The sequence below is a fragment of the Nitrospirota bacterium genome (assembly GCA_020851375.1).
Classification (GTDB): Bacteria; Nitrospirota; 9FT-COMBO-42-15; order HDB-SIOI813; family HDB-SIOI813; genus RBG-16-43-11.
Map to the genome: position 1 here is coordinate 208076 of JADZCV010000045.1, position 26418 is coordinate 234493.

A 26418-nucleotide genomic window follows, 5' to 3' on the forward strand; every position below is an offset into this window, starting at 1 on the left:
TATGGACAGGGACTTTATAAAGAGATCAATCAGGGCATCAGTTGTTGTTACTGTAATACTTGCCCCTTTTACATTCCTCTACCTGGGTGTTCAAACCGGATGGGGGTTTACTGCAGGAGCGGCATGGAACATAGTTAATGTATATCTGCTGTCACAGGTAATAACTAATCTAATTACTCCTCACCCCTCGAACAGAAAGCTTGGTGCTGTGGCCGGTGTAATTAAATTTCCTGTACTCTACACGATCGGTTATCTGATCTTAAGATATACTAATCCATCTGTATATGGTATCATGGCCGGGTTTTCACTTATACTGGCAATTTTTTTCTTAAAGGCAATAGGCATCTATTACCTGAACGTTTCTTATCAGGGGAAGAAGAGTTATGGAAGCAACACATAGCGCGGCACACGGCGGCGAAGCGCCTGAAGTCGCCAATATAATAACACTGCTTAATAGTTGGTTTCATGATTCGTCTGTAATATCTTTTCTGCATCACTGGGAAAATCCCTTTTTCTCCGGGCTGATTATTATCGGACTGCTTATAGTCGCCAGAATGGCGTCAAGACAGAGGGCTATGGTGCCGGGGAAACTGCAGAATTTTGTGGAATTTGCGCTTGAAAGTCTCGATAACCTTGCTACAGGAGTCATCGGCCATCACGGAAGACATTATGCCCCATTCATCGGAACACTTTTTATCTATATCCTGGTCATGAATCTGAGCGGCCTTGTCCCGTTTTTTAAGTCCCCATCCTCAAGCCTTAACACGACTATAGGCCTTGCAGTCATCGTATTCATCTATGTGCAATATACCGGTTTGAGAAGGCTTGGCATCGGCGGATATATCTTTCATCTGCTGGGGCAGCCGCGGGATGTCATGGGATGGATCTTTGTTCCACTGATGTTCCCCCTTCATGTAATTGAGGAATTCATCAAACCTATGAGCTTATCTCTCCGTCTTTTTGGAAATGTCTTCGGTGAAGATGTCCTGATAGGCGCATTTGTTACAATGGGCATTATGGCATTGAGTTTTATGGGCAGCCCGATTGGGATACCGCTTCAGATTCCTTTCATGCTCCTTGCAATAATAACAGGAACAATTCAGGCACTGGTCTTTACGCTTTTGAGTACAGTTTATATCGCATTGATGTTGCCGCATGAGGAACATCATTAAACCATCATTAGAAAGGAGGAGTAAACAATGGACTTTCAAACATCTTTAGGTTTTGCACTCCCAATAGGAGTGGGACTTGCAGCAATCGGTTCAGGTCTTGGTCTCGGAAAGGCTGTAGGATCTGCAATGGAGGCAATGGGAAGACAGCCTGAGGCAGCCGGCAAGATCCAGACGGCAATGGTTATCGGTGCGGCATTTATTGAGGCATTGACCATCTATGCACTTCTGACAGTCTTTATCTTCCAGGGTAAAATCGGCGGATAGATAAGATTATAAAGGGGAGACACATTGAATCTTGAAATACAACAGATACTGACTCAGGCAATCGGTTTTCTCGTACTCCTGTTCATCCTGAAGAAGATAGCCTGGAAGCCTCTGCTCTCCCTCCTCGATGAAAGGAGGGAGAAGATATCATCTGAGTTCAGCACCATCGAGCGTACAAAGTCAGAACTCTCGAGGCTTGAACAGGATTATAAGGCGAGACTCTCAGAGATTGACGCGCAGGCCAGACAGAAGATTCAGGAGGCAATATCCGAAGGCCAGAGGATATCTATGGAACTTCAGGAAAAGGCAAGGGAAGAGTCCAAGGACATCCTTAACAAGGCAAAGGAAAATATAGATCTGGAGATTGCAAAGGCCCGTGTGGAGCTCAGAAATCAGGTCGCTACGCTGGCAATAAAGGCTGCTGAAAAGGTTATCAAAGAGGAAATGACGGAAGAACGTCAAAAGAGGCTCGTAACAGAGTTCATAGATGAGGCAGGTCAGTTAAGGTGAAAAAAGGGATCATCTCCGAGAGATATGCCAGCGCACTCCTCAATATTGCAAAAAAAAGGGGAGCAATTGAGCAGGTCTTCGACAATCTGGTATTTGTAAAACAGATGCTTTCTCAGAATGCCCCTTTAAAAATCTTCCTCGAAAGTCCTCACATTACACAGGAAGACAAGATGGCCTTCATTAAGAAGGCCTTTGGTGAGTCTCTCTCTGATACAGCCATGACATTTCTCATGTTGCTTGTAAAAAAGTACCGTCTGAAATTCCTCAGAGAGATTATAGATGAGTATGAGAGATTGTATGATATAGAGAAATCTGTGCAGAAGACAGATGTCATTACTGCATATCCTATAGATGATGTTGCTGCAGGAAAGCTGCGCACTGCAATTGAACGTGCAATGAACAAATCCGTCAAGATGTGTTTCATTGTGGACCCCAGGATACTTGGGGGGGTAATTATCAGGACACCGAATCTCATTATAGACGGCAGCATACGGCGGAAACTTACGGATATTAGTTATTCGCTGGCCTCACTGAAGGTTTAGTCATTCTGGATGAAGTTCAGAATGACAGAGTGGAACGGCAGGCAGGTGGCAGGATAATCAGTCCTGTTACGTGCTTACTGTTTACTGTATAAAGGAGAAATAGATATGGCATTAAGACCTGAAGAAGTAAGTTCAATAATTCAGATGGAGCTGGAAAAATTTCAGACGGAGCTCCATATGGAGAGCGTCGGGACAGTACTCCAGGTTGGTGACGGCATCGCAAGGATTTACGGGCTTGAGGATGCAATGGCCGGGGAACTCGTGGAATTCCCGGGCGGTGTAATGGGTATGCTCTTCAACCTTGAAGAAGACAACGTTGGTGCAATCCTGTTCGGCGAAGACGAGATGATTAAAGAGGGCGATACTGTTAAGAGAACAGGGAACATAGCCCGTGTGCCTGTTGGAGATGCAATGATAGGCCGTGTTGTTGATGCCCTCGGCAAACCAATAGATGACAAGGGCCCCATTGTTACCTCAAAATTCCGCTCGATTGAAGGAAAGGCGCCTAATGTCGTACAGAGGCAGCCTGTTAAAGAACCTGTCCAGACAGGGCTCAAGGCTATAGATGGCATGATACCAATTGGCAGGGGACAGAGAGAGCTTATCATCGGCGACAGACAGACAGGTAAGACCGCTGTTCTTCTTGACACCATAATCAATCAGAAAGGTACAGGGGTAATCTGCATCTATGTAGCTGTAGGACAGAAGGCATCAAATGTGGCAGGGGTGGTTGAAACCCTCTCCAAACACGGCGCTATGGATTATACCATAGTTGTTTCTGCAACTGCAGACAATGCGGCGTCCCTGCAGTATATAGCCCCTTATACAGGCTGCGCCATCGGCGAGGAGTTCATGTATACAGGCAGGCACGTGGTTGTCATGTACGATGATCTCTCAAAGCATGCCCAGGCATACCGCCAGTTGTCGCTCCTTCTAAGACGCCCTCCTGGAAGAGAGGCTTATCCCGGAGACGTATTTTATCTGCACTCAAGACTCCTCGAAAGGGCGGCAAAACTGAGGGACGACTTGGGCGGGGGATCACTGACAGCCCTTCCGGTCATTGAAACACAGGCAGGCGACGTGTCTGCATATATACCGACTAATGTTATCTCCATTACTGACGGCCAGATATACCTTGAACCAGACCTCTTCTATGCAGGCGTCAAACCTGCTATTAACGTAGGTCTCTCTGTCTCAAGGGTTGGTGGTAATGCCCAGACAAAGGCCATGAAGAAGGTCGCAGGAAGCCTGAGACTTAATCTTGCACAATACAGGGCGCTTGCAGCATTCGCCCAGTTCAGCTCTGACCTCGACAAGGCAACCCAGGACCAGTTGACCAGGGGTGAGAGGATGGTTGAAATACTCAAGCAGGATCAGTATGTCCCACTACCCCTTTCAAAACAGGTTATGATCATTTATGTAGGGACCAAAGGTTTCCTCGATGACATCCCGGCACAGGACGTACGTGCATTTGAAGCAGAATTTCATTCATTTATGGAAAAGGAATATCCTGACGTAGCCCATGAGATTGAAAAGACGAAGGTACTGTCAGATGATATTTGCAAGAAGATAGATTCCGCAGTGGAGAAGTTGAAGGCACGGTGGAAGAAGTAATATACGATTATGCTCACTATACGACAAATAAGAAGAAAGATAGTAGCTGCCCAGAAGACCAAGCAGATAACCCGCACCATGCAGATGGTTGCAGCATCAAGGGTCAAGAGGGCTGAAGCGCGGCTTCAGCAGGCAAAACCGTATGCAAACAAGCTTGAAGAGCTTCTTCTGAGGCTGTCGTCAACAGGTCAGTTCAGCCATCCCTTCTTTGAAACCAGGGATGTAAAGAATATTGCTCTGGTAATCATTACAGGAGACAGGGGCCTCTGCGGCTCATACAACGCAAATATAATCATGAAGGCAGAGTCCTTCCTTCGAAGTCAGGACAAGAATGTCAAGCTTTTCCTTATCGGTAAAAAAGGTTATGACTACTTCAGGAAGAGGAATTGGGAAATACTTGACAAGGTTACAAACATCAGCGGCAAACTGGATTTTAAGAGGGTTGAAGATATTACCAATCAGCTAATCGGTTATTATCTCTCAGGCACAGTTGATGAAATTCATCTGCTATATACCTCTTTCCGTTCATTAATGTCATACAAAGCGACTATTGATAAATTTCTTAAGATTGAAAACCCCGGCATTAAAGACAGCAACAAGTCAGTTCAGTATATATTTGAGCCTGATGTCAACGGGATATTTGAAAAGCTGCTGCCCAAATATGTTACCACCAAGATTTATATATCACTGGCGCAGTCATTTACATCTGAAAACGCTTCAAGGATGATGGCAATGAAACTTGCCACTGATAATGCCAATGAGATGATTGACAAGCTGACGTTGATGCGTAACAAGGCGCGTCAGGCGGCGATCACTAAAGAGATAACAGAGATAGTAACAAGCGCAGAAGCTCTGAAATAAGCAATGAGTGGATAACAATGAGCAATGAGTAGTAATAATGAAGCATAAGCAATGGCTTATGAGTAATTAGCAAGGAGGCCAGAAAAACATGAATTACGGCACAATAGTACAGGTAATAGGACCGACAGTGGATGTGCGATTCGCACAGGAGGGCCTTCCACCGATTCTTAACGCATTAAAAATCGAGGATAAGGAAAAGGGTATCAACCTGACGGTTGAGGTTGCCCAGCACGTCGGAAATGACATTGTAAGATGCATCGCCATGTCGTCAACAGACGGACTTGTAAGGGGCATGAAGGTTCTGGACACAGGGGCGCCGATATCCGTACCTGTTGACGAGCAGACCCTCGGAAGGATATTTAATCTCCTTGGCGAAACGATAGACGAAAAAGGGCCGGTAGCTCATCCTGAGAAACGCTGGCCCATACACAGGCCAAGCCCTGCATTTGAAGAGCAGGTGCCGGTTGCATCAGTGCTTGAAACAGGCATCAAGGTAATTGACCTCCTCGCCCCTTATGCAAAGGGAGGAAAAATCGGCCTCTTCGGCGGAGCAGGTGTCGGCAAGACGGTTATTATCATGGAGCTAATCAGGAATATTGCAACTGAGCATGGTGGATACTCAGTGTTTGCCGGTGTGGGTGAGAGGACAAGGGAAGGAAATGACCTCTACCTTGAGATGAGTGAATCAGGCGTTATCAGCAAGACATCTCTTGTATTCGGCCAGATGAATGAGCCGCCTGGAGCCAGACTAAGGATAGCGCTGGGCGCACTCACAATAGCAGAATACTTCAGGGATGAGATGAATCAGGACGTGCTCCTGTTCATTGACAATATATTCAGATTCGTTCAGGCAGGTTCTGAGGTATCAGCGCTCCTCGGCAGGATGCCGTCAGCTGTCGGATACCAGCCAAGCCTTGGAACTGAGATGGGTGAACTGCAGGAGAGGATTACATCAACAAAGAAGGGTTCCATTACATCTGTACAGGCAATCTACGTCCCTGCTGACGATATCACGGACCCGGCGCCTGCAACCACATTTACACATCTTGACGCGACAACGGTCTTGTCAAGGCAGATTGCAGAGCTCGGCATATACCCTGCCGTTGATCCCCTTGACTCAACATCCCGTATCATGGACCCGAGGATTTTAGGTGATGAACATTACAATATTGCAAGGTCAATCCAGAAGATCCTTCAGAGATACAAAGACCTGCAGGATATTATAGCGATCCTCGGCATGGACGAACTCTCTGAAGAAGATAAACTTACGGTTAACCGTGCAAGGAAGATGCAGAAATACCTGTCCCAGCCATTCTTTGTTGCCGAGGCATTTACCGGCACTCCTGGCAAATATGTCAAGCTGGCTGACACTATAAAAGGCTTTAAGATGATAATTGACGGCCAGCTGGACAATATCCCGGAACAGGCCTTCTACATGGTCGGCGCAATTGAAGAGGTCTTCGAGAAGGCGGAAAAACTAAAGGCCGGAGTATAACCTAATGGCAAAGAATTTCAAATTAACGATCGTTACCCCTGAGAAAATCATCTACGATGGCGAGGTGTCCTCCATCATAGCCCCTGGAGATGTGGGATACCTCGGAATCCTTGCCGATCATGCACCTATAATTACAAGCCTTACAACAGGTAAACTTGAGGTAACCGATCCAAATGGCATAAAAAACATCACGATGATCAGCGGAGGGTTCATGGAAGTGGTTAATAATACCGCCACAATCCTTGTAGATTCAACACCTCAGGCTGGACCGGCATAAGCGTACTCTGCTGACCTTTTCCATTCAGGAATTATGGCAACTATCGGGGAAATAACAGTAATAAAAACAGAGGCACTTTCATTTAACATACCCACTGAAAATCCTGTCCGTAATACAACGCTCATAGACTCTCCGGAGAAGATAAACAAAGATGTCTTGCATGAATTCAACGCCAGAATAAGGCAGGTTAACCTGATTACCCTGAATCGGAAGAAATGGCCTACCACAATCAGCAACTTTGACAACGAATTTATACATGTTATTGCACCTCAGGGATTTAAGATCTTTATAGGAGAACTTGTAATCGTGGAATTTCCGACTGACAATAACAACTTTATTATCCAGACCATTCAGCATAAGTATGCCATCCAGAGGACAGACAATAGGACAATGTCAACAGTACTTAGCCTTAAATTCCTCGATCCGAGAATGGATAAGCGGTATACAGCGCCGGAAAATATAAATGCTGGTTACGTAATAATAGACAACAATGCCTGCTGGCTTACAGATAACAGGTATTTTATGGCCAGGAAAACGGGTTACAGAACAGGGGGGGAAAAGTGTGTTGCTGTTCATGAAACATTTGGGTTTAAAAATGGATCAAATACAGCCGGAGCTGAGGATATTTCATTCCTCGATAAAGAGATACATGAGTTAAAGAACGATATGCAGCAGGCTGACATGGATAACATATCCACGGGAGGATGTTCAATCAGTGTGGCTGATAAAGATTTAAAACCCGGGTCTTTGCTGTTTTTATCTGTGACCCTGACACTTAAAGGTATAATGTATAAATTCAACAGTCTTGAACTTTTAATGTTTGCAACTGTTAAAAATATAAGACCCGCTGATGAATACTGCAAATATGGACTTAAATTCGTTAAACACCTGGATAATAATACCCTGCATGATTTTTTTGAGATCTGGTCCAGCCAGGAACATCCTATTTCGAACTCTTCACATCCCATATCTCCTCAGCATACTCCCTGATTGTTCGGTCGCTGGAGAATTTACCCATCCCGGCCACATTAATGATTGACTTCCTTGTCCACTCATCCGGGTCAATATACAGAGAAGATACCCTTTCCTGACAACTCACGTAGCCTGCATAGTCGGCAAGGATCATATATTTATCAACCTCAAGCAGATTCCGTACTAACCCATGGAATCTGTCGCCGCACCATGGGGTAAAAAACCCAGTGGCTATCATATCAATAATCCTGGCAAGCTCCTGGTTTGACTGATAATATGAACGGGGGCTGTACCCGTTTCGCCTTAACTCTTCAACCTCTCCGGCCTGAAGGCCAAAGACGAATATATTTTCATCTCCAATCTCTTCCTTCATCTCTATATTTGCCCCATCAAGGGTGCATATTGTAAGCGCGCCATTGAGCGCCAGCTTCATGCACCCTGTGCCGGAAGCCTCCGTCCCTGCTGTGGATATCTGCTCAGAGACATCGGCTGCAGGCATAATCCTCTCTGCAAGGGAAACATTGTAATTTGGCAGGAAGACCACTTTGATACGGTCATCTATGGACGGATCATTATTAATGATATCTGCAACTGAATTAATTAGCGCTATAATATCCTTTGCGGTCTTATAGCCTGGGGCGGCCTTGCCGCTGTAAATGAATGTCCGGGGCACAAAATCATCTGCATACGATGTCTTAAGTCTGTTATATAAGGTTATGACATGAAGGATATTTAATAACTGTCTCTTGTATTCATGAATCCTCTTGACATGGACATCAAATACTGAAGCAGGATTGACGCTCACTCCCGTCATACCGTGTATAACAGATGTCAGCGCTTCTTTATTGTTCCGCTTGATTCGCCACCACTCCTCCCTGAAACCGGCATCATTCACGAATAATCCAAGTTTCCTGAGCGCATACAGGTCTGTAATCCACTTGTCACCAATCCCGGAGCTTATGAGTCCGGAAAGCTCTTTGTTAATCTTCCTGAGCCAGACCCGCTGGCTTATGCCATTGGTCTTATTTGTAAATTTGCCAGGATAGAATTCATGAAAATCACGGAATATATCATTCTTTAGAATCTCAGTATGTATCCCTGCAACACCATTTACCTTGTTGCTCCCTATGATAGCAAGATTGGCCATCCTGACCCTCTTCTCTCCGGCCTCGTCTATTACAGACATCCTTTTTAAACGATCCGTATCACCAGGATAGCGGTGGTAGACATTCTTTAGAAAATTATGATTTATCCCATAGATTATATCCATATGCCGGGGAAGGACTTTTTCCATGAAGGTGACCGGCCATGTCTCAAGCGCCTCGGGAAGCACAGTATGATTCGTGTAATTTATAGTTCTCCCTGTAATATCCCATGCCTTGTCCCAGTCAAGTCCTTCAATGTCAATCAGTATCCTCATGAGTTCGGCAACAGCAAGCGACGGATGTGTATCATTTAACTGTATGGCAATCTTATCCGGAAACTCATCAAATGAACTGTGGTGATTCCTGTACCTCCTGAAAATGTCCTGAAGCGTTGCTGATACAAGGAAGTATTCCTGCCTTAGCCTTAGTTCCTTACCCTCAGGAGATGTGTCATCGGGATAGAGTATCTTTGATATATTCTCTGCATTATTTTTCTTTTCAACCGCCTTAATATAATTGCCATTATTAAAATACTCAAGGTCGAAATCCCTGCTTGATTTGGCAGTCCAGAGCCTGAGATTATTAACAGACCTGCAGCCGAAGCCAGGCACAGGGATGTCATAAGCCATGGCCATTACCTCATCGCAATCAACCCATTCCTGTCTGGTTTTACCATTACCGGCAGCAAACTCACGTACACTGCCATAAAATTTTACCGTATAAAGAAATTCAGGCCTGGGAAATTCCCACGGATTACCGTACCTGAGCCAGTTGTCCGGATGCTCTATCTGTTGAAAATCCTTTATCTTTTGATGAAACATTCCGTACTCGAACCGTATCCCGTAGCCGTATCCGGGTATGCCCATGGTTGCCATGGAATCAAGGAAACATGCTGCCAGTCTGCCAAGACCGCCGTTGCCAAGGCCGGCCTCATTCTCAACATCAAATATCTCATTGAGATCAAGGCCAAGCTCCTTTAAAACATTCCTTAACTCATCCTCCATCCCTGTATTTAAGAGACTGTTTGCCAGTGTCTTCCCAATCAGGAATTCCATTGAAAGATAATATACCCTCTTGGCATCTTCAAAGTGGTATGACCTGTGAGTCGCAAGCCATTTCTCCATCAGATAATCCCTTACAGTATAGACCACCGCTGAAAACCAGTCCCTCTTTGTAGCTGAATATACGTCCTTTCCGAGGGTATAGTGGAGATGCCTCAGAACTGATTCCTTAACACTATACGTTCTTTTTTTCAAACCTTTTTCTCCAGGGCATCCCGTTCCAGAGATGACAGAACAGATTGCTCCTTTTGCGGCTGATCTGAATTATCTACTGTATGCGGGACGTTAGATGAAATTGAACCTTTAACCACCTCACATAATATATTGTATTCTCTCTGTAAGGCAATCAAAATATCACCGGTCTCGGCAAAATCGCTCCTCTGCATGTCATTCGAAATTTTGGCAAGGACACGGGAAAAATGCTCGGCCCCCAGGCTGCCGGCCCCACCCTGCAGTCTCTGCAGGAGGAATAGCAGGTCGTCATTCTTTTTGTCTTTTATAAGCACCGGAGCTTCCTGAATGACCGCTGAAGTATTCTGAATCAGTGTATCCAGCATCTCTTCATATGCATCCAATTCGATCTTTAACCGCACCATTATCCTGTCCCTGTCAGCGAGTGGAGGACCGGCAAAGCGCAGGGCATTTCCGATCTTCTCCAGCAAAACAACGCCGTCTATTGGTTTTAGCAAATAATCACTTATTCCCATTTTGCCTGAACGAACTACGGATTCCCGTAATCTGTCTCCGGAGCATATTATGACAGGTATGCAGTTAAGGCCCGGCCTCTTGTGAATAAGTTCGAGTAGGTCCAGGCCATTCATATCAGGCAACATTACATCCAGTATCATCAGCATGACGGCCTCACCTGCTTCCATAAACTCAAGAGCCTTTTTTGCTGAAGGCGCAACGAGAGTCTGATACCCTCCTTTCCGGAGAATCCTGGATATCAGCGTTGAGGAAATCATATCATCATCTACAATCAATATTCTCATGTCCGCATCTCCTAACAGGATTTTATTCTGCCTCCTGATCCAATTGTAACAATGAGCGCACCTTCTCAACTTCAACTTTGATGTTTTCATAATGATACTGCACCTTCTCAAGTTCTCCTTCTCTTGCAGCAGACTCCGCCTGCAGGGCTCCGTGCTGAACATTAACAGCCCCGACATTAGCAGCCGCCCCTTTAACCGAGTGGGCTATCTGCCTTGCCAGCTCCATGTCAGCGGACTCAATGGCCTCTCCCAGTTTAACCATCTGGCCGGCAACATTCTCAGAAAACAGTTGAACCAGTTCCTTTAACAGCTCCTCATCACCGCCCAGGCGATTCAACGCACCGGTCTTGTCAAATACTTCATTTGACAACGTTGCCTGCCGGTTTTCTTCCCTGTAATCCTGATTTTGCTCCTGTCTCTCTCCCTGTTTTACATACCACACGTCAAGAATCCTGACCAGGTCCCCCATCTTTATCGGTTTGATGATACAATCATTCATGCCTGCCTCAAGACAACGCTCCCGTTCTCCCTCCATTGCATTGGCTGTCACAGCTATGATAGGAATACGGTTAAACGATTCATTGCTTCGCCTGATCTCTGTGGATGCCTCGTATCCATCAATCTCAGGCATGTGACAATCCATCAAAACCATATCGTATTGATCACGACGAATCTTGTCTAAAGTCTCCTTTCCATTGCATGCGATATCCACCCTGCACCCGAGCTTATTCAGCATATGATAAATTACCTTCTGGTTTACGGCATTATCTTCTGCAACAAGGATGACGGGCTGACCCGGGACCTGCATCCATACAGCCGGACCTTTCCTGTTGTTTTCATCAGGCATCTGAGATTCGACAGGCAGCCTGACGTTAAACCAGAATATAGAACCTTTTCCAGGGTCGCTATCCACACCAATCTCCCCGCCCATCAGGGTGAGCAGTTGTTTACATATCGCCAGGCCAAGTCCGCTCCCGCCATAGCGTCGTGACATGGATGTATCCGCCTGAGTAAATTTGTCAAAAATGTAATCCAATTTATCCGCCGCTATACCTATACCCGTATCTTCCACGCTAATCCTGAAACCCTTCACATTTTCATTCCCATCACTACATTCCACCTTCACAAGGACGTACCCCTTCTGGGTAAATTTTATGGCATTTCCTGCCATATTGGTAATTAACTGCTGAAGCCGCACCGGGTCTCCGCTGACATACCTTGGGACATCAGGAGGGTATTGAACAACAAATCTTAATCCTTTATCAGCGGCATTCACCGACAGCAAGGAATAGACATCATCAACAATCTGCTTGAGATCCAGTGGTACTGATTCTAAATCCAGTCTCCCTGCCTCAATCTTCGAAAAATCAAGTATGTCATTGATAATTGTCAACAGGGCATCAACAGAACGGCATATAGTCATCGCATAGTTCCGCTGCTCATTAGTAAGTTCTGTATTCAGCAGAAGTTCCGACATCCCTGCCACGCCATTCATGGGTGTTCGTATCTCATGACTCATGTTCGCCAGGAAATCGCTCTTTGCCTGAGCCGCCTGTTGTGCTGTGGTTCTTGCTATATCAAGTTCGTTGACAAGATGGGAAAGGTTTGAGCCGTTATCCTCAAGTGCGTCTCTCGCAATTATCAGATCCTGCGCGTACCGGTCGCGCTCTTCCATAAGCACCTGATGATTGATAATGCTGGCCATGGTCTTTCTTACCATATCCAGAAAGATATCTTTATGAATGCCAGGTTCATGACCCTGCGTCATGTAAAGGATCATATCTGCAATAACCCTCCCGTCAGATAAAACAGGGACATGATAATGCCCGTATGCGGCCGCTCCATTATTCTCATTTCGCTGGCAGCTGCATATACTATCTGAAAACTCTATATTGCCTGTGATTGCCGCTCGGCCGCAAGGACACTCGCCGCATGAAGTCCTCGTGCAAATGACTGATATTGAATCCTGGAGATACCTCTTTGCCTTCAAGGCACGGGTTCCGTCCTCACTCAGCAGAAAAATTCCGCCCATGGGCACTGTCTTCATCCATGGAACGGATAGAATCACATTCAGGGCCTGATCCAGTTGCTCATCCTGTGCTCCACCTTCAAGAGGTATACGAAGAAGTTCGTTCAATATGCCCTGAGTCTGGTATGCCCTCTCGATCTGCTCCTCACGGCTCTTGATATCAATGGTCATCTGATTAAAGCCACAGGCAAGGCTGTTCAGCTCTTTATACGGAGGTGGATTTACATGACTCGAATAATCCCCATCTCTGACCCTCTGGATCGCCGTAGTCAATGCCGTAATTGGAGTGAGAAATCTCTCAACCAGCAACATCCCGACAACCATGGCGAATCCTGCCACGGCAATAACAATAATAATAATTGATGACATTATGTGTGTAATTGGTCCAGTAATAATTTCTGCCGGTATCTCTGAAATGACACCCCATCCGACAGGCTCGACAATGGTTACGACGCCAAAAACCTCCTTACCCTGAAGCCCCACATACTTCTCTGTTCCAGACCATTGCCGGCGGGCTAACATTGACTGAATAGGTTTTATATCAGAAAACAGTATGCCCGGGGAATAACTGATTCCGTCCGGGGCCTTAAGCAACCTGCCTGATGAGTCTACAAGATATGAGAACACACCGGAACGGGTAAATGATAATTTTATATCCTCCCAGAACATATCAGAATCAATTGTTGTAAGCAGTATCCTTTCAGGATGATCTGACGGCCCCATAGGGATAGCAATGTAGTTATGCATCTCCTGAAAACTGCCTGACGGGGCCGGTCCCACATATGTTCTACCGGCAAGCGGCACTGAGACCTCAGGACAGGATGGGCATGGAATATAATGGGTAGCGTCAGCATGGCTGGTACTATCATTAGTTAACAGTACTCTTCCGTCCCTGTTTAAGATACTGATTGAATCAATAAAAGGCTCTTTACTTAAAACAGCCTTAAGATCTTGCCTCATCTGCACAGGGTCGTTCGTCAGAATAATTGAACCGCTGGTAGTCTCAAGAACAGATATGAGACGGGCGATTTTATTCTCAATATCATTACCTGTCGCCAAAACAGCCTGTTTTTCACTGAGAAGTCTGTTTTCCAGCATCAGCGACTTCAGCCTTATCCCTAAAAGCAGAGAAATTATAGCTACGGGCATGATGATAATGAAAAGAATCAATCCGTACCAGAACCTCCTGAGAGAGGGGTGTGTCTTATTATCTTTGGCAATATCAGACATTCTAATGCGTATCAAGCTTATAGATTTGCAAAGCTTTTATCGGCCAACATTCTAATTTAGTTAGGAATGCGTTAAAAATACCAGATTGGCGTTATTCTTCGTGTGCAAAACTTTTAATTATATACCCGCCGGACTTTTCGTCGAACTCAAGTTCAAGGAGCTTGAGGCTCTGAGCTGCTTCGAGCATTTTACCGAAAGTTTGAAATCCGTGATATGCCTCGCTGAAACCAGGGTTGCGGCGCTTGATGGCCTGTTTTACCATAGAGCCCCACACCTTCTCTTCCTCTCCCCGTTCCTCAAACAGGGCTTCCACGGTCTCCATAACCAGATCCAGGCCTTCCTGTCTCCGCTCTTCCTTGGACTTGGCAACTGTTCTGGGTGCAGTCTTTTGCTTTGAACGCAGGAGCCTGGCCTGACGCCGTTTATCAGTCCCCCGCACCAGGTCGTCATAGAAAATAAACTCATCACAGTTGGATATAAGCAGGTCAGACGTTGCCTTTTTTACACCAACGCCGATGACGATCTTATTATTCTCACGAAGTTTGCTGACCAGCGCCGAGAAATCGGAATCTCCGCTGATTATGACGAACGTGTCAACGTGAGCCTTCGTATAGCACAGATCAAGGGCATCCACAACCATCCGGATATCTGCGGAATTCTTCCCTGACTGGCGTACATGAGGGATTTCTATCAACTCAAACGCCGCCTCATGCATTGTCTTTTTGAAATCCTTATAGCGTTCCCAGTCACAATAGGATTTCTTGACTACTATACTCCCCTTGAGAAGGAGGCGCTCAAGCACCTTCTGGATATCAAACGCCTCATATTTGGCATCGCGCACCCCGATTGCGATATTTTCAAGGTCACAAAACAATGCCATATTTTCTGTTTTTGATTTAACGGTCATTATAACCTGCTTTAATGTTTGATTGTTTTATACCACATGACAATCAGATATTCAAACATTATCATACTTTCATGTCAGTAACGCTTTATATCGGAATAGCATTGATATTTCCTTTACTTTTTCCACATATTCAATAATAATGAGTGATAATTTTATCTATTATAATTTAATGGAGATTACATGAAATATCTTATTAAATTTGTGAATACATTTTTTGCCGGGCTGGTTGTTACGGCTCTTCTGCTGCCGGCATACTCGTTTGCAGAATGTCCGCCTCAGGTCAAAATAATTTCCTCAACACCTGCTGACAGGGCAAAGGGGGCAGATCCATCTGCTCCAATTATAATAGTATGGGATAAGACGACTTACACACTTCCTGCAGGCATCCTCGACTACAAACCCATGCTCGAATCCATAAACATTGCAGGAGGAAGGTACAAACTGGGCGCACTGCTTACTACAGAATGGGGGGCAGGAGGAAAAGTCGCCTGGGATGGCGACAGGGAGACCATAGCACCGGAAGCGCCGCTTGAAACAGGGACCCAATACAAGCTCTGGACCTATTCCTACACATCAGGAACTGAGAAATGCCCGCCTTACGGTGGTGAAATTGTATTTGTCACAGCAGGAGAACCTCCCCAGGATAATAATCCTGTGAGGAAGATTGATATATCAGCAATATATCATGGCAACGACGAGGGTACAGGCAAAATAGAGGGTGAGATTACCGCTATCCATGATGAGTTAAAGCTGATGACTGTAAAAGAGAGTTTTATGAAAAGCATAAATATCATTCTATATGACGGTCTGATGGTAATGAGAAACGGCGGTTTTGCCATGCAGGCAAACCTCAGGGTTGGGGATAAAATAACCGGTGACTTCATGGGCGGCCGGTTATACATGATTACTGCAACTGGCGGTCAATAGCGATGTCTCAAATCAGGGGAATCAAAGGTGTCAAAGACGTACTGCCTGATGAATCCGCGGCGTGGCAGTACCTGCAACAAAAGGCCCGTGACATATTTCACACTTTTGGCTATTCAGAAATCATTATTCCCATTATAGAATTTACAGAACTGTTCGCAAGAAGCATCGGCGAAACCACTGACATTGTGGAAAAGGAGATGTATACCTTTGACGACAGGGATGGCAGAAAGATTACCCTGAGACCTGAGGGTACTGCTTCTGTGGTTCGATCATATATAGAACATAATCTTCGTGATTCGGCTCCATTTTCAAAACTATACTACATAGGACCAATGTTCCGGCGGGAAAGGCCTCAGGCCGGCCGCTTCAGGCAGTTCTACCAGATAGGCGCAGAGGTCTTCGGCATAGGACATTACAGGATAGAGGCGGAAGTCCTTCATATGCAGACCCTGTTGTTCGGCTCACTTAATATAACGGGTGTCGAGCTGCAGGTTAATAGCATTGGCTGCCCGCAATGCAGGCCGGCATTCAGGGAAGCGCTTCGCACATTTTTTCTTGATAAAAAATCTGAATTGTGTGAAAACTGTCAGCGGAGGTTTGATGTAAATCCCCTGAGGATTCTCGACTGTAAGTCCTCGCACTGTCATGCACTAGCTGAGAAAGCCCCTAAAACAGTTGATCACCTTTGCAGTGATTGTCTGTCTCATTTCAACGGTGTTCAGGAGTCGCTCAAAGCCGCCGGTGTCGCTTTCATCAACAATCCGAGGCTTGTCCGCGGACTTGATTACTATACCAGAACAGCCTTTGAGTTCGTGGGAGGGGCGCTTGGAGCTCAGAACGCAGTTGCCGCCGGAGGCAGATATGACAACCTCGTGGAAGAACTCGGCGGACCGCCCACACCGGCCGTAGGTTTTTCTATTGGCGTAGAGAGATTGTTCTCTCTGTTTGACAACAGTTCTGTCACCAAGAATTTCCCTATAGTCTTTATTGCGGCACTGGGTGATGCTGCACAGAAGGAGGCATTCTCGATAATAAACCTCCTTCACAAAGAGGGGATATCCGCTGTCATGGACTACAACGGCGGGAGTCTCAAGAGTCAGATGCGAAGGGCTGACAAACTAAAATCAGCGAGGGTCATTATTATTGGAGAAGATGAACTGTCCAAGGGTTCAGTCATCCTCAGGGACATGCAGGACAATAAACAGGAGGAAGTGCCGGTCACAGAAATTATCAGCAGATTAAAAACTTAAACTGGCATCAGGCCTCTGCCCTGCCGTCTACAAGCTCCTTCAATTCCTTGCCGGCTTTAAAGAACGGGACCCTCTTCTCAGGGACAAAGACGTTCTGTCCTGTTTTAGGATTGCGCCCTTCACGCGTACGCCGCTGCCTTATCCTGAAGCTGCCAAATCCCCTGATCTCTATCTTATCGCCGCCTGCCAAAGCCTCCTTGATGCTGTCAAAGAGCATATTAACTATAATCTCTGTCTGCTTCTTTGTTAGTCCATCTGTATGCAGCGATACTTTCTCGATAAGGTCTGTCTTGGTCATGGTTCCCCTCCTAATATGCAAGCATGTATTTCATGCTGAATGTCCCGTCGCCTGCTGCAATCTTCTTTCCATTGTCAATAAATCCTGCAAGAGTACTGTTTTTGAGAAAGCGTTCAAACAAACTAATTTTCTTCTTCTTTTCAATTATGTGAGGCTCTCCCTTAATTCCTGCCAAATCAGCCGTTATCTTTATAGCATCCTGCATGCTTCCGAGTTCATCAACGAGGCCCAGTTTTTTAGCCTGCCTGCCTGTGAATACCCTCCCATCTGCAATAGGTATCAGGTCTTCCTTACTGATCCCGCGACCGGCTGACACAGCCTCTATAAACTGGTCATATGTGTCGTCAATAACACCCTGGAGCAGGTCCCGCTCATCCGGTGTCATTGTACGGAATAATGAACCTACATCTTTAAACTTTCCGCTCTTTATGACTACGCTCTCAACGCCCACCTTTTTCATGAGTCCGCTGACATTTGCAAGTTCAAGTATGACACCAATACTCCCTGTTACAGAACCAGGATTTGCCACTATCTTATCCGATGCGCTTGCTATGTAATAACCGCCTGATGCCGCCACGCTCCCCATAGACGTTACAATCTTCTTCTTCCCTTCATCCCTTATCTTGAGAACCTCTGCATATATCTCCTGCGATGGCGCTACAGCCCCTCCAGGGCTGTCTATCCTCAATAAAATAGCCTTCACTGAGCTGTTTTCCCTGTGCTCCCGGAGCTCTTCAATAATATCTTTGGAATCAAGAAGCACGCCCTCTATCTTTACAACAGCAATCTTCTCCCCTACGGCAATAGGAAAATCTCCTAATCCTACAGTAATGGTGTATGCTGCTACAAATATAAAAAGGGATACGGCGGATAATGACAGGAAAATTAACAGTATAGGGTGTTTTTTCCTCATTGGATGACTTCTCTGGTTAATCAGAGTTAATCTTCCGGGCAGCTTCACCTAATGTAATTCCACCTTTGTCCTGATTCTCCATATACTCAGCTATCTCTGCCCTCTCAAGGTCTTTCTTGTATTCCTTAATGGAAAGTGCAATCTTTTTTTCGGCAGTATCAATCTTCGTAACCCTGGCCCGGACCTCATCTCCTGTCTTCATCACGTCCTCGGCCCTTACAGGAGGCTCAACACCTGATTCACTTACATGGATAAGCCCCTCTACCCCCTCTGCCAGCTCAACAAAAATGCCGAAGTCAGCAATTTTTACTATCCTGCAGTCAACAGTACTTCCAACAGCATATTTTTCAGGAATCTCTTTTATCCACGGGTCCTCGGTCATCTGTTTGAGGCTCAGAGATATACGTTGTTTCTCCTTATCAACCTTGACAACTACAGCCTGAATCTTTTGACCTTTTTTAACTACCTCAGAGGGGTGCTTTATATGTTTCAACCATGACATGTCTGATATGTGGATAAGTCCGTCTATGCCGTCTTCCAGTCCTACAAAGGCCCCGAATTCAGTAAGGTTCCTGACCTTGCCTTCTATTACAGTCCCCGGGGTATACCTGTTCTCAACAAGGCTCCACGGGTTTGCCTCCAATTGTTTAAGCCCCAGGGAGATCTTCCTGTTCTGTTTATCTATACTGAGGACTGCTGCATTGACAGTATCTCCGGGAGAAACGACCTTTGACGGATGCTTGATGTCTCCTGCCCATGACAGGTCTGATACATGTATCAGACCCTCAACCCCATCTTCAACCAATACAAAGGCGCCATAGTCTGCAAGACTTACGACCCTGCCCTGCACCTTACTCCCAACAGGATACCTCTCTTCAACAGTAAGCCATGGATCAAGTGTCTTCTGCTTGTAGCCAAGCGAAATCCTGCCTGTATCCGGATCATATTTTAATACCTTTACAGAGACCTTGTCCCCGACTTTAAATACCTCTGAAGGATGTCCGATCCGGCCCCATGAAATGTCTGTAATATGGAGCAATCCGTCTACACCGCCCAGATCAACAAAAACTCCATAATCGGTGATGTTCTTTACAAATCCATCAATAAGCTTACCCTCTTCCATGGCCTCGAGGGTGCGCTCGCGGATCTTCTCAACCTGCTCTTCAATAAGGGCGCGCCTTGATACAACAATATTCCCTCTCTTCTGATCTACTTTAATGATCTTAACCGGACCCGTCTGGCCCACAAGCCTGTCCAGGTCTTTTATGGGGCGGACATCTATCTGAGAACCAGGCAGAAAGGCCTTTATGCCGATGTCAACGCTTAACCCACCCTTTACCTTGCCGACAATCTTGCCATCTATAGACTTGCCCTCTTTGAACAGCAGATCTATCTTTTCCCAAATCTTCCGTCTGTCTGCCTTCTCCTTGGAAAGGCTGATGTTCCCCTCGGCGTCCTCCCGTTCCTGGATATAAACAGCTATACTGTCTCCGATCTTTAAATTTTGCAGCTCCCTTGGTGTAAACTCTGAGACAGGCAGTGTCCCTTCCGATTTATAGCCTACATCTACCAGTACACATTCCTGCCTGATGGCAATAACCTCGCCGGTTATGATGCTCCCCTCCTCTATCCCCTGAAATGTCTGGTCATACAGCTTCTGCATATCGTTTACAGACGTAATATTATTCATTATTCGATGAAACCCCTTTCATTTTTTCTGATACATTAGCATATTTGGAATAAATAGTAAACCTTGAATTTTTACCCTGTCAAACATTCCCCGGCCTCCTCCCTGAAACCATTCATACCACGAACTCGAGGGCTACTACCACTGCAATAACGGTCAAAAAACCCAAACCGGACAGAAATAAATAGTCTGCAATGCGCTCATACTTTTCCGCCTTGCGTACCGAGCGAATAGATATATATGAACAAATACTGGCTGCCATAAACATCAAAATGGGAAATACAAGCATATCATCTATCAGCGTTGTTGCCCTGAGTTGCAACGTTTTAATAAAACCTAACAAAATAAAACAGAGCCCCAGAAGGTTTGATGATGTCGGCAGAATATGATGCGACACATTCCGAAAGTCATTCTCACGCTTTTCCATATTTCTCCCCTTATATAAATCAGCCGATCTCAGACTCACCGGCTCCTGCCATCTCACGAGTGGGCCGGGCTCTCCCTCTATTTCTGTTCAAGCAGGGCGGCGATATCGTGCATGATCGTATTGGTTATAATGGCATCTGTACCCTGCTTTTGATCCGTCAGTAACCCCGCCCTCACCCGATCCCTATCGCTTCGGGAGAGCAGCTTTTTGCTGAAGTCAAGGGGGTTGCCGAAACGGATCGTCACAGGATGCGGTCTGATGAACCAGCTTCCGGAATGCATGGCCTTGTCAGTGCCTGTTATTGCAGCAGGAATAACCTGCTTACCGCTCATCCTGACAATGAAACCTACACCCGGTTTTCCTGCCTGCAATCTGCCGTCAGGACTTCTTGTACCTTCGGGGTATATCACCACTATAGCACCGGAATTCAGCCTCTTCATGATATTCCGGATAGCAGTCCTGCCAGGCCTTTCTCTGTCTATAGGTATGCCTCCTAAAGCCCGAAGAAAGGCACCGACAAAAGGAAGGGTAAACAGCTCCTTCTTGCCAATAAAATATGCAGGACGCTTAAGGCTGTATCCCATAAGCGGTATATCGAGGTAGCTCAGGTGATTTGAGGCAACGATGACTCCACCTGATACCGGGATATTCTCAGCGCCTGATATCCGAAGCCTGAAGATAAATCGCGCAAAGAAAGAAATAATGAATCTGGTAATAAAATTAAGTATGTGGGCGGCCATAACCTCTTGAATATTATTTTGCTACCCCTGTAATCTGAGCCGATATTTTTTCTACAACCTTTTCCAGGTCAAGGGATGTGGTATCTATAAATATGGCATCATCGGCCTTCTTCAGCGGGTCTATGCTCCTGCCCCTGTCATGGGAATCCCTCTCTTCGATCCCCCTGATGGTCACATCAAGGTCTGCTTCCATACCCTTATCCTTCAGTTCCTTCCATCTCCGCCTTCCCCGTTCTGATATATCTGCGTCAAGGTAGAATTTGAAAACGGCATCCGGGAATACGACTGTCCCCATGTCCCTTCCCTCAACAACTACCCCGCCATATTGCCCGGCCCATATTAATCCTGTGTCTCTCTGTATTTTCACAAGATACCTGCGGACAGGTCCATAAGCCGACACTACGGATGCCATTCTGCTCATCTCAGGTGTCCTTAGCTCTTCACTGATGTCCTCACCATCAACAATGATTCTCTGGATATTTGATACAAGCTTTACTTCGAGTCTCGTATGGGTACAGAGCGTCTCAAGGTTTGCATCATTCGGCTCTATACCATTAACGTATGCCTTCCAGCCTATCGCCCTGTACATGGCACCTGTGTCAAGGAAGGCATAGCCAAGCTTTTTGGCAAGCATCTTTGCAACAGTACTCTTGCCTGCACCAACCGGGCCGTCTATTGTGATTATATTCATATTGGCATGTGCGTCCTTACCTGACACTTAACAGATGAAGCATTTCTTCAAACCTGGGGAATGATGTCTTAATGCAATCAGTGTCCTGTATGACCACTTCGCCTTCTGCCACAAGTCCGGCTATTGCCATAGACATAGCTATGCGATGGTCGCCATGGCTGTTGCACACCGCACCTTTCAGCTTTCTCTTCCCATTAATCCTCATGCCGTCAGCAAATGTTTCCACCTCAACACCCATTGAGGCAAGGCATTCAGCCATCACTGAAATCCTGTCACTCTCCTTAACCCGAAGCTCTGCTGCATCTCTTATTATGGTTCCACCATCGGCAACGGCCGCCGCTATACATATAACAGGAAGCTCGTCAACAAGCCTCGGTATAATCTCACCGCTTATCTCAATACCCTTCAATGGCGCTGATGTGACACGCACATCACCTACCGGTTCTCCGCCGGAATCCCTGATGTCTGTTATCTCAATTAATGCACCCATATTCCTCAGCACGTCAATTATCCCCGTCCTTGTAGGATTCAGTCCGACCTCCCTGATTACTACTCCGGAGTTATTTACAATGGATGCACCAACCATAAAAAAGGCTGCAGATGAAATGTCACCCGGCACATGTATATCACAACCCGTAAGTTTCTGCCCCCCGTCTATTGCAAGCACATTGCCCTGTGTCTCAAGATTTACCCCGAAGCATCCAAGCATCCGTTCAGTGTGATCCCTTGACCCTCGAATCTCCTCCACTGATGTCTTTCCCCGTGCATACAATCCTGCAAGGAGTAATGCAGACTTCACCTGGGCGCTTGCAACAGGCAGTTTATGACGGATACCCTGCAGCTCACCCCCCTTAATGGCAAGGGGCATAAGGTCTCCGTCCCGTCTTCCAAGGATGTTTGCGCCCATACTCCTCAATGGGACTGCTACCCTCTTCATGGGGCGACTCCTGAGAGAGCTGTCACCTGTCATGACTGAAAAGAAATTCTGGCCGGACAGGAGACCGCAGAGAAGCCTTGCGCTTGTACCTGAGTTTCCCATGTCCATGACATCAGCAGGTTCAGTCAGTCCATAAAGGTTTTTACCCTCTATGCGCAACGAACTTTCATGAATGTCCTCAATGGAAATCCCCATAGCCCTGAAGGCATTCATCGTTGCCCTGCAGTCATCAGAGGGAAGGTAATTTGTAACGGTTGTAACACCCTTTGCTATTGAACCAAGTATGATGGACCTGTGTGAAACAGACTTATCACCCTGGATCTGAATATCGCCGCTGAGCCCCTTAACCGGCCTGACTATCATTTTGTGCACTGGAAAAATCCCCGTTCAAATCCCCTCTCTCCCCCCTTTTCTAAAGGGGGGGAACTGCTTTCCCCCTTTGGAAAAGGGGGACTGAGGGGAATTTTCATCATCCTCTGTGAGACAAAGCTCCTTTTGCCTAAAGCTTTTCCCTCACCTGCCTCGCCCTTTCGAACTCGCTGTGCAATCCATCCGCATCATCATTTCGAATCATAGATTTTAACCTGGCTATACTCTTTTCATACCTGTCGAGCATTTCAAGGACATTTTCCCTGTTCATGAGGCATATATCACGCCACATCTCGGGATGGCTTGCAGCAATGCGGGTAAAATCCCTGAAACCGCCGGCAGAATATGAGATTATCCCGGCCGACTCCTTCTCAAGATCAAGGAGCGTATTGACAAGGGCAAATGCAACAACATGGGGGAGATGGCTGACAGCAGCAAAAATCCGGTCATGCTGCCATGGGTCCATCCTCTGTACCCTGGCCCCGGCTGCCTCCCACATAGCCTGGACTGTATTTACGGCATCAGGATCGGTCTTTGCCGTGGGCGTCAGTATACACTTTGCATCCTGAAATAGCTGTGGAAATGCGGCCTTAACACCCGATTTTTCCTTGCCGGCAATCGGGTGTCCTGCAACAAAATGTGTGCCCAGCGGCAGAATATTTTCTATTTCTGTAAGAGGACCTTTAACACTGCCAGCATCTGTTACGATAGCGCCGGGGGAAAGGTGCGGGGCAATCTCACGTGATAATCTGATCAGACTCCTGACAGGCGTGGCAAGTATAACAATGTCTGCTCCCTTTACTGCATCCTCAACCCTGAAGGTATAACTGTCAATAGCCTTCAGTGCTACGGCATCCTTCAGGTTCTGCTCACTCCTGCCAACCCCGATCACCTCTGATACTATCCCCTTTTCCCTGCAGGCAAGGGCGAGGGAACCGCCTATCAGGCCCACTCCAATAATGACCATCCGCCGGAAATGGGGAAGGGGAATCATATCTCCCTGCCAACCGCCTGGGCTATCAACCTGACTTGCCTCATCATCTCTTTAAAGACCGACATCTTAAGGGACTGCTCACCATCAGAAAGGGCATTCTCAGGATTAGGATGTATCTCGACCAGAATACCGTCAGCTCCTGCTGCTACGGCAGCACGCGCCATAGGGGTTACCAGGTCCCATTTCCCGACGCCATGGCTCGGGTCAACGATTACCGGCAGGTGTGTCAATTGTTTAAGAACAGGGACTGCGCTCAGGTCAAGGGTGTTTCTGGTAGCAGTCTCAAAGGTACGAATCCCGCGCTCACATAGTATAACCTTGTGATTACCCCTCGACATAATATACTCTGCGGACATCAGAAACTCTTTTATTGTTGCAGACAGGCCTCGCTTCAGTATCACGGGCTTGTCATAGTTGCCGACCTCCTGCAGCAGCCTGAAGTTCTGCATGTTTCTGGCGCCTATCTGAATAACATCTGTATATTCATTCACCATCTCCAAATCACGCGGATCCATAAGCTCTGTCACCACCCGGAGTCCGGTTTTCTCACGAGCCTCAGCAAGGTATTTAAGGCCTTCGAGCCCAAGTCCCTGGAAAGTGTAAGGGGATGTACGCGGCTTGAATGCGCCGCCTCTTATAAACATTCCACCCTGGTCTTTGATCTCTTTGGCAATCCCGATCAGCATCTCCCTGTTTTCTACAGCACAGGGACCGGCAATAAGCTGTATCTTCTTATCTCCAATCACAGCTCCGTTGATGTCAATAACCGTGTCCTCAGCATGGAACTCCCTGCTCGCAAGTTTGTATGGCTTTAATATCGGGACAACCTTTTCCACACCAGGGATGGCTCCGATAGGCTGATCCATGAGCAAACGCTCGTCTCCTATAGCTCCGAGAACTGTGCGCTCCTTGCCCTTTGAGGCATGAACCGCAAGGCCAAGGGCCTCAAGTCTTTCCTTAACATGAGCAATCTGCTCGTCAGTTGCATCAGGACGCAATACTATAATCATAATATTCCTCCGTTCAAATGATCCCCAGCACCTTCCTCAGCGCTGCTGTAAATTTTCTGTTCTCTTCCGGCAGTCCTATGGTAACCCTTAAATCGCGCCCGCCCATATGTCTGATAATAATCCCTTCTTTCAGCATAGCATCAAATATCGCCCTGCCATCATCGGCCCGGAAATAGATGAAGTTTGCCTCAGTGGGTATATACCTGATTCCCATTGATTCAAACTCTTTGTACAGATATTCCTTTCCTTCCCCGTTTATCCGGCGGCTCTCCTCCACATGCCTCTCATCTTCAAGGGCAGCAAGCGCCGCAACCTGTGCAAGGGCATTGGTATTGAAGGGCTGTCTGACCCTGTTCATCATGTCCGCCATTTCAACAGTAGTCAGGCCATATCCTATGCGCAGTCCGGCCAGTCCGTAGATCTTTGAAAAGGTGCGCAGAATAGTTACATTACGCCCGTCTCTCAGGTAGCCGAGTGAATCAGGATATTGATCTGATGTCACATATTCCGCATAGGCCTCATCAAAGACGACCATAACGTCCTGCGGAACTTCCTTCATGAAGTCCCTGACCTCCTGAGCCGTTGACATAGTTCCGGTAGGATTGTTCGGATTGGCTATAAAGACAAGGCGTGTCCGTGAGTTTATTTTTCCGGCCATTGACTTCAGGTCAAACCTTTCATCCTTCATCGGCACTGTAATTATCGCTCCGTTTGCCGCTGTCATAATAAGCCTGTAAACAGAAAAGGTATTCTCCGATGTAACGGCATTGTCACCCGGAGATACAAGGGTCCTGATCAGGAGTTCTATGATCTCGTTAGATCCATTGCCGAGGATTACAGACTCCTGAGAGATACCCCATTTTTCTGCAAGCGCCCGCCTGAGGTAGAAACCTCCACCGTCCGGGTAGCGGTTAACCTTTTTATCAATATATACCTTTATAGCCTCGATTGCTTTTCGGGACGCACCAAGCGGATTCTCGTTTGATGCAAGCTTGATGACCCCCTTTATCCCGAGTTCTCTCTCAAGCTCCTCAATTGGCTTGCCCGGCTGGTACGGCACAAGATTCTTTATATTGTCACTTACGTATTTAAGCATTGCCCAAC

The 26418-nt window shown here is 46.5% G+C and carries 26 protein-coding genes; 12 read left to right on the forward strand and 14 right to left on the reverse strand.

Annotated features, from left to right (window positions below; translation table 11 throughout):
* Position 1 precedes the first annotated feature (1 nt).
* The 10 genes from IT393_10430 (at position 2) to IT393_10475 (ending at position 7725) form a co-directional block, all read left to right on the forward strand.
* Entirely contained in the window at positions 2-400 is a 399-nt protein-coding gene (locus tag IT393_10430; GenBank protein ID MCC7203059.1) for a hypothetical protein, read from the forward strand.
* Complete coding sequence (gene atpB / locus IT393_10435; protein MCC7203060.1) at positions 384-1172, forward strand: F0F1 ATP synthase subunit A; 789 nt, start codon at positions 384-386, stop codon at positions 1170-1172. The genes IT393_10430 and atpB overlap by 17 nt, the downstream gene beginning before the upstream one ends.
* A 27-nt stretch (positions 1173-1199) precedes the next feature.
* Positions 1200-1436 carry an ATP synthase F0 subunit C gene (gene atpE / locus IT393_10440; protein MCC7203061.1) on the forward strand — a complete coding sequence of 79 codons (237 nt, stop codon included), beginning with the start codon at positions 1200-1202 and terminating at the stop codon, positions 1434-1436.
* Between the two features lie 24 nt (positions 1437-1460).
* Positions 1461-1946 carry a F0F1 ATP synthase subunit B gene (gene atpF, locus IT393_10445; GenBank protein ID MCC7203062.1) on the forward strand — a complete coding sequence of 162 codons (486 nt, stop codon included), beginning with the start codon at positions 1461-1463 and terminating at the stop codon, positions 1944-1946.
* On the forward strand, positions 1943-2488 hold the full coding sequence (gene atpH, locus IT393_10450; protein MCC7203063.1) for an ATP synthase F1 subunit delta: 546 nt from the start codon (positions 1943-1945) through the stop codon (positions 2486-2488). The genes atpF and atpH overlap by 4 nt, the downstream gene beginning before the upstream one ends.
* Positions 2489-2593: 105 nt before the next feature.
* Positions 2594-4102 (forward strand): F0F1 ATP synthase subunit alpha, encoded by a 1509-nt coding sequence (locus IT393_10455; GenBank protein ID MCC7203064.1) that lies wholly within the window; start codon positions 2594-2596, stop codon positions 4100-4102.
* 9 nt (positions 4103-4111) lie between these two features.
* A complete protein-coding gene (atpG, locus tag IT393_10460; GenBank protein MCC7203065.1) occupies positions 4112-4963 on the forward strand; it encodes an ATP synthase F1 subunit gamma in 852 nt (283 codons plus the stop codon).
* An 88-nt stretch (positions 4964-5051) separates the two neighbouring features.
* Positions 5052-6458: a F0F1 ATP synthase subunit beta gene (gene atpD, locus IT393_10465; protein MCC7203066.1), complete on the forward strand. Its 1407-nt coding sequence runs from the start codon at positions 5052-5054 to the stop codon at positions 6456-6458.
* Between the two features lie 4 nt (positions 6459-6462).
* Complete coding sequence (gene atpC / locus IT393_10470; GenBank protein MCC7203067.1) at positions 6463-6735, forward strand: ATP synthase F1 subunit epsilon; 273 nt, start codon at positions 6463-6465, stop codon at positions 6733-6735.
* A gap of 33 nt (positions 6736-6768) precedes the next feature.
* On the forward strand, positions 6769-7725 hold the full coding sequence (locus IT393_10475) for a PilZ domain-containing protein (protein ID MCC7203068.1): 957 nt from the start codon (positions 6769-6771) through the stop codon (positions 7723-7725).
* Here the strand turns inward: IT393_10475 and IT393_10480 are convergent.
* The 4 genes from IT393_10480 to IT393_10495 all read right to left on the reverse strand — a co-directional run bounded on the left by IT393_10480 (position 7679) and on the right by IT393_10495 (position 15071).
* Complete coding sequence (locus IT393_10480; GenBank protein ID MCC7203069.1) at positions 7679-10141, reverse strand: glycogen/starch/alpha-glucan phosphorylase; 2463 nt, start codon at positions 10139-10141, stop codon at positions 7679-7681. The two genes, IT393_10475 and IT393_10480, sit on opposite strands and share 47 nt — an antisense overlap.
* On the reverse strand, positions 10105-10905 hold the full coding sequence (locus IT393_10485) for a response regulator (GenBank protein MCC7203070.1): 801 nt from the start codon (positions 10903-10905) through the stop codon (positions 10105-10107). Before IT393_10485 ends, IT393_10480 begins: the two co-directional genes overlap by 37 nt.
* Positions 10906-10927: 22 nt before the next feature.
* On the reverse strand, positions 10928-14164 hold the full coding sequence (locus tag IT393_10490) for a response regulator (protein MCC7203071.1): 3237 nt from the start codon (positions 14162-14164) through the stop codon (positions 10928-10930).
* A 91-nt stretch (positions 14165-14255) separates the two neighbouring features.
* Positions 14256-15071, reverse strand: a complete 816-nt coding sequence (locus IT393_10495; GenBank protein ID MCC7203072.1) for an NYN domain-containing protein — start codon at positions 15069-15071, stop codon at positions 14256-14258.
* A gap of 180 nt (positions 15072-15251) precedes the next feature.
* Here IT393_10495 and IT393_10500 point away from each other — a divergent pair, with 180 nt between their 5' ends.
* Complete coding sequence (locus IT393_10500; protein ID MCC7203073.1) at positions 15252-15998, forward strand: hypothetical protein; 747 nt, start codon at positions 15252-15254, stop codon at positions 15996-15998.
* 2 nt (positions 15999-16000) lie between these two features.
* Complete coding sequence (locus IT393_10505; protein ID MCC7203074.1) at positions 16001-17248, forward strand: histidine--tRNA ligase; 1248 nt, start codon at positions 16001-16003, stop codon at positions 17246-17248.
* A gap of 7 nt (positions 17249-17255) precedes the next feature.
* On the opposite strand, the gene IT393_10510 is transcribed toward IT393_10505, so the two are convergent.
* From IT393_10510 to IT393_10555, 10 genes are all read right to left on the reverse strand, one after another.
* A complete protein-coding gene (locus IT393_10510) occupies positions 17256-17546 on the reverse strand; it encodes an integration host factor subunit beta (GenBank protein MCC7203075.1) in 291 nt (96 codons plus the stop codon).
* Positions 17547-17556: 10 nt separating this feature from the next.
* Positions 17557-18459 carry a signal peptide peptidase SppA gene (gene sppA / locus IT393_10515; protein ID MCC7203076.1) on the reverse strand — a complete coding sequence of 301 codons (903 nt, stop codon included), beginning with the start codon at positions 18457-18459 and terminating at the stop codon, positions 17557-17559.
* A 16-nt stretch (positions 18460-18475) separates the two neighbouring features.
* Positions 18476-20149 (reverse strand): 30S ribosomal protein S1, encoded by a 1674-nt coding sequence (locus IT393_10520; GenBank protein ID MCC7203077.1) that lies wholly within the window; start codon positions 20147-20149, stop codon positions 18476-18478.
* Positions 20150-20261: 112 nt separating this feature from the next.
* Positions 20262-20573 carry a hypothetical protein gene (locus tag IT393_10525; GenBank protein ID MCC7203078.1) on the reverse strand — a complete coding sequence of 104 codons (312 nt, stop codon included), beginning with the start codon at positions 20571-20573 and terminating at the stop codon, positions 20262-20264.
* Positions 20574-20650: 77 nt separating this feature from the next.
* Positions 20651-21313 (reverse strand): 1-acyl-sn-glycerol-3-phosphate acyltransferase, encoded by a 663-nt coding sequence (locus tag IT393_10530; GenBank protein MCC7203079.1) that lies wholly within the window; start codon positions 21311-21313, stop codon positions 20651-20653.
* 13 nt (positions 21314-21326) lie between these two features.
* Positions 21327-22004: a (d)CMP kinase gene (locus IT393_10535; GenBank protein ID MCC7203080.1), complete on the reverse strand. Its 678-nt coding sequence runs from the start codon at positions 22002-22004 to the stop codon at positions 21327-21329.
* A gap of 16 nt (positions 22005-22020) precedes the next feature.
* Positions 22021-23304: a 3-phosphoshikimate 1-carboxyvinyltransferase gene (gene aroA / locus IT393_10540; GenBank protein MCC7203081.1), complete on the reverse strand. Its 1284-nt coding sequence runs from the start codon at positions 23302-23304 to the stop codon at positions 22021-22023.
* 136 nt (positions 23305-23440) lie between these two features.
* On the reverse strand, positions 23441-24304 hold the full coding sequence (locus IT393_10545; protein MCC7203082.1) for a prephenate dehydrogenase/arogenate dehydrogenase family protein: 864 nt from the start codon (positions 24302-24304) through the stop codon (positions 23441-23443).
* Positions 24301-25314 (reverse strand): 3-deoxy-7-phosphoheptulonate synthase, encoded by a 1014-nt coding sequence (gene aroF, locus IT393_10550; protein MCC7203083.1) that lies wholly within the window; start codon positions 25312-25314, stop codon positions 24301-24303. Before aroF ends, IT393_10545 begins: the two co-directional genes overlap by 4 nt.
* 13 nt (positions 25315-25327) lie before the next feature.
* Positions 25328-26410, reverse strand: a complete 1083-nt coding sequence (locus IT393_10555) for a histidinol-phosphate transaminase (protein MCC7203084.1) — start codon at positions 26408-26410, stop codon at positions 25328-25330.
* Between the last annotated feature and the right edge of the window lie 8 nt (positions 26411-26418).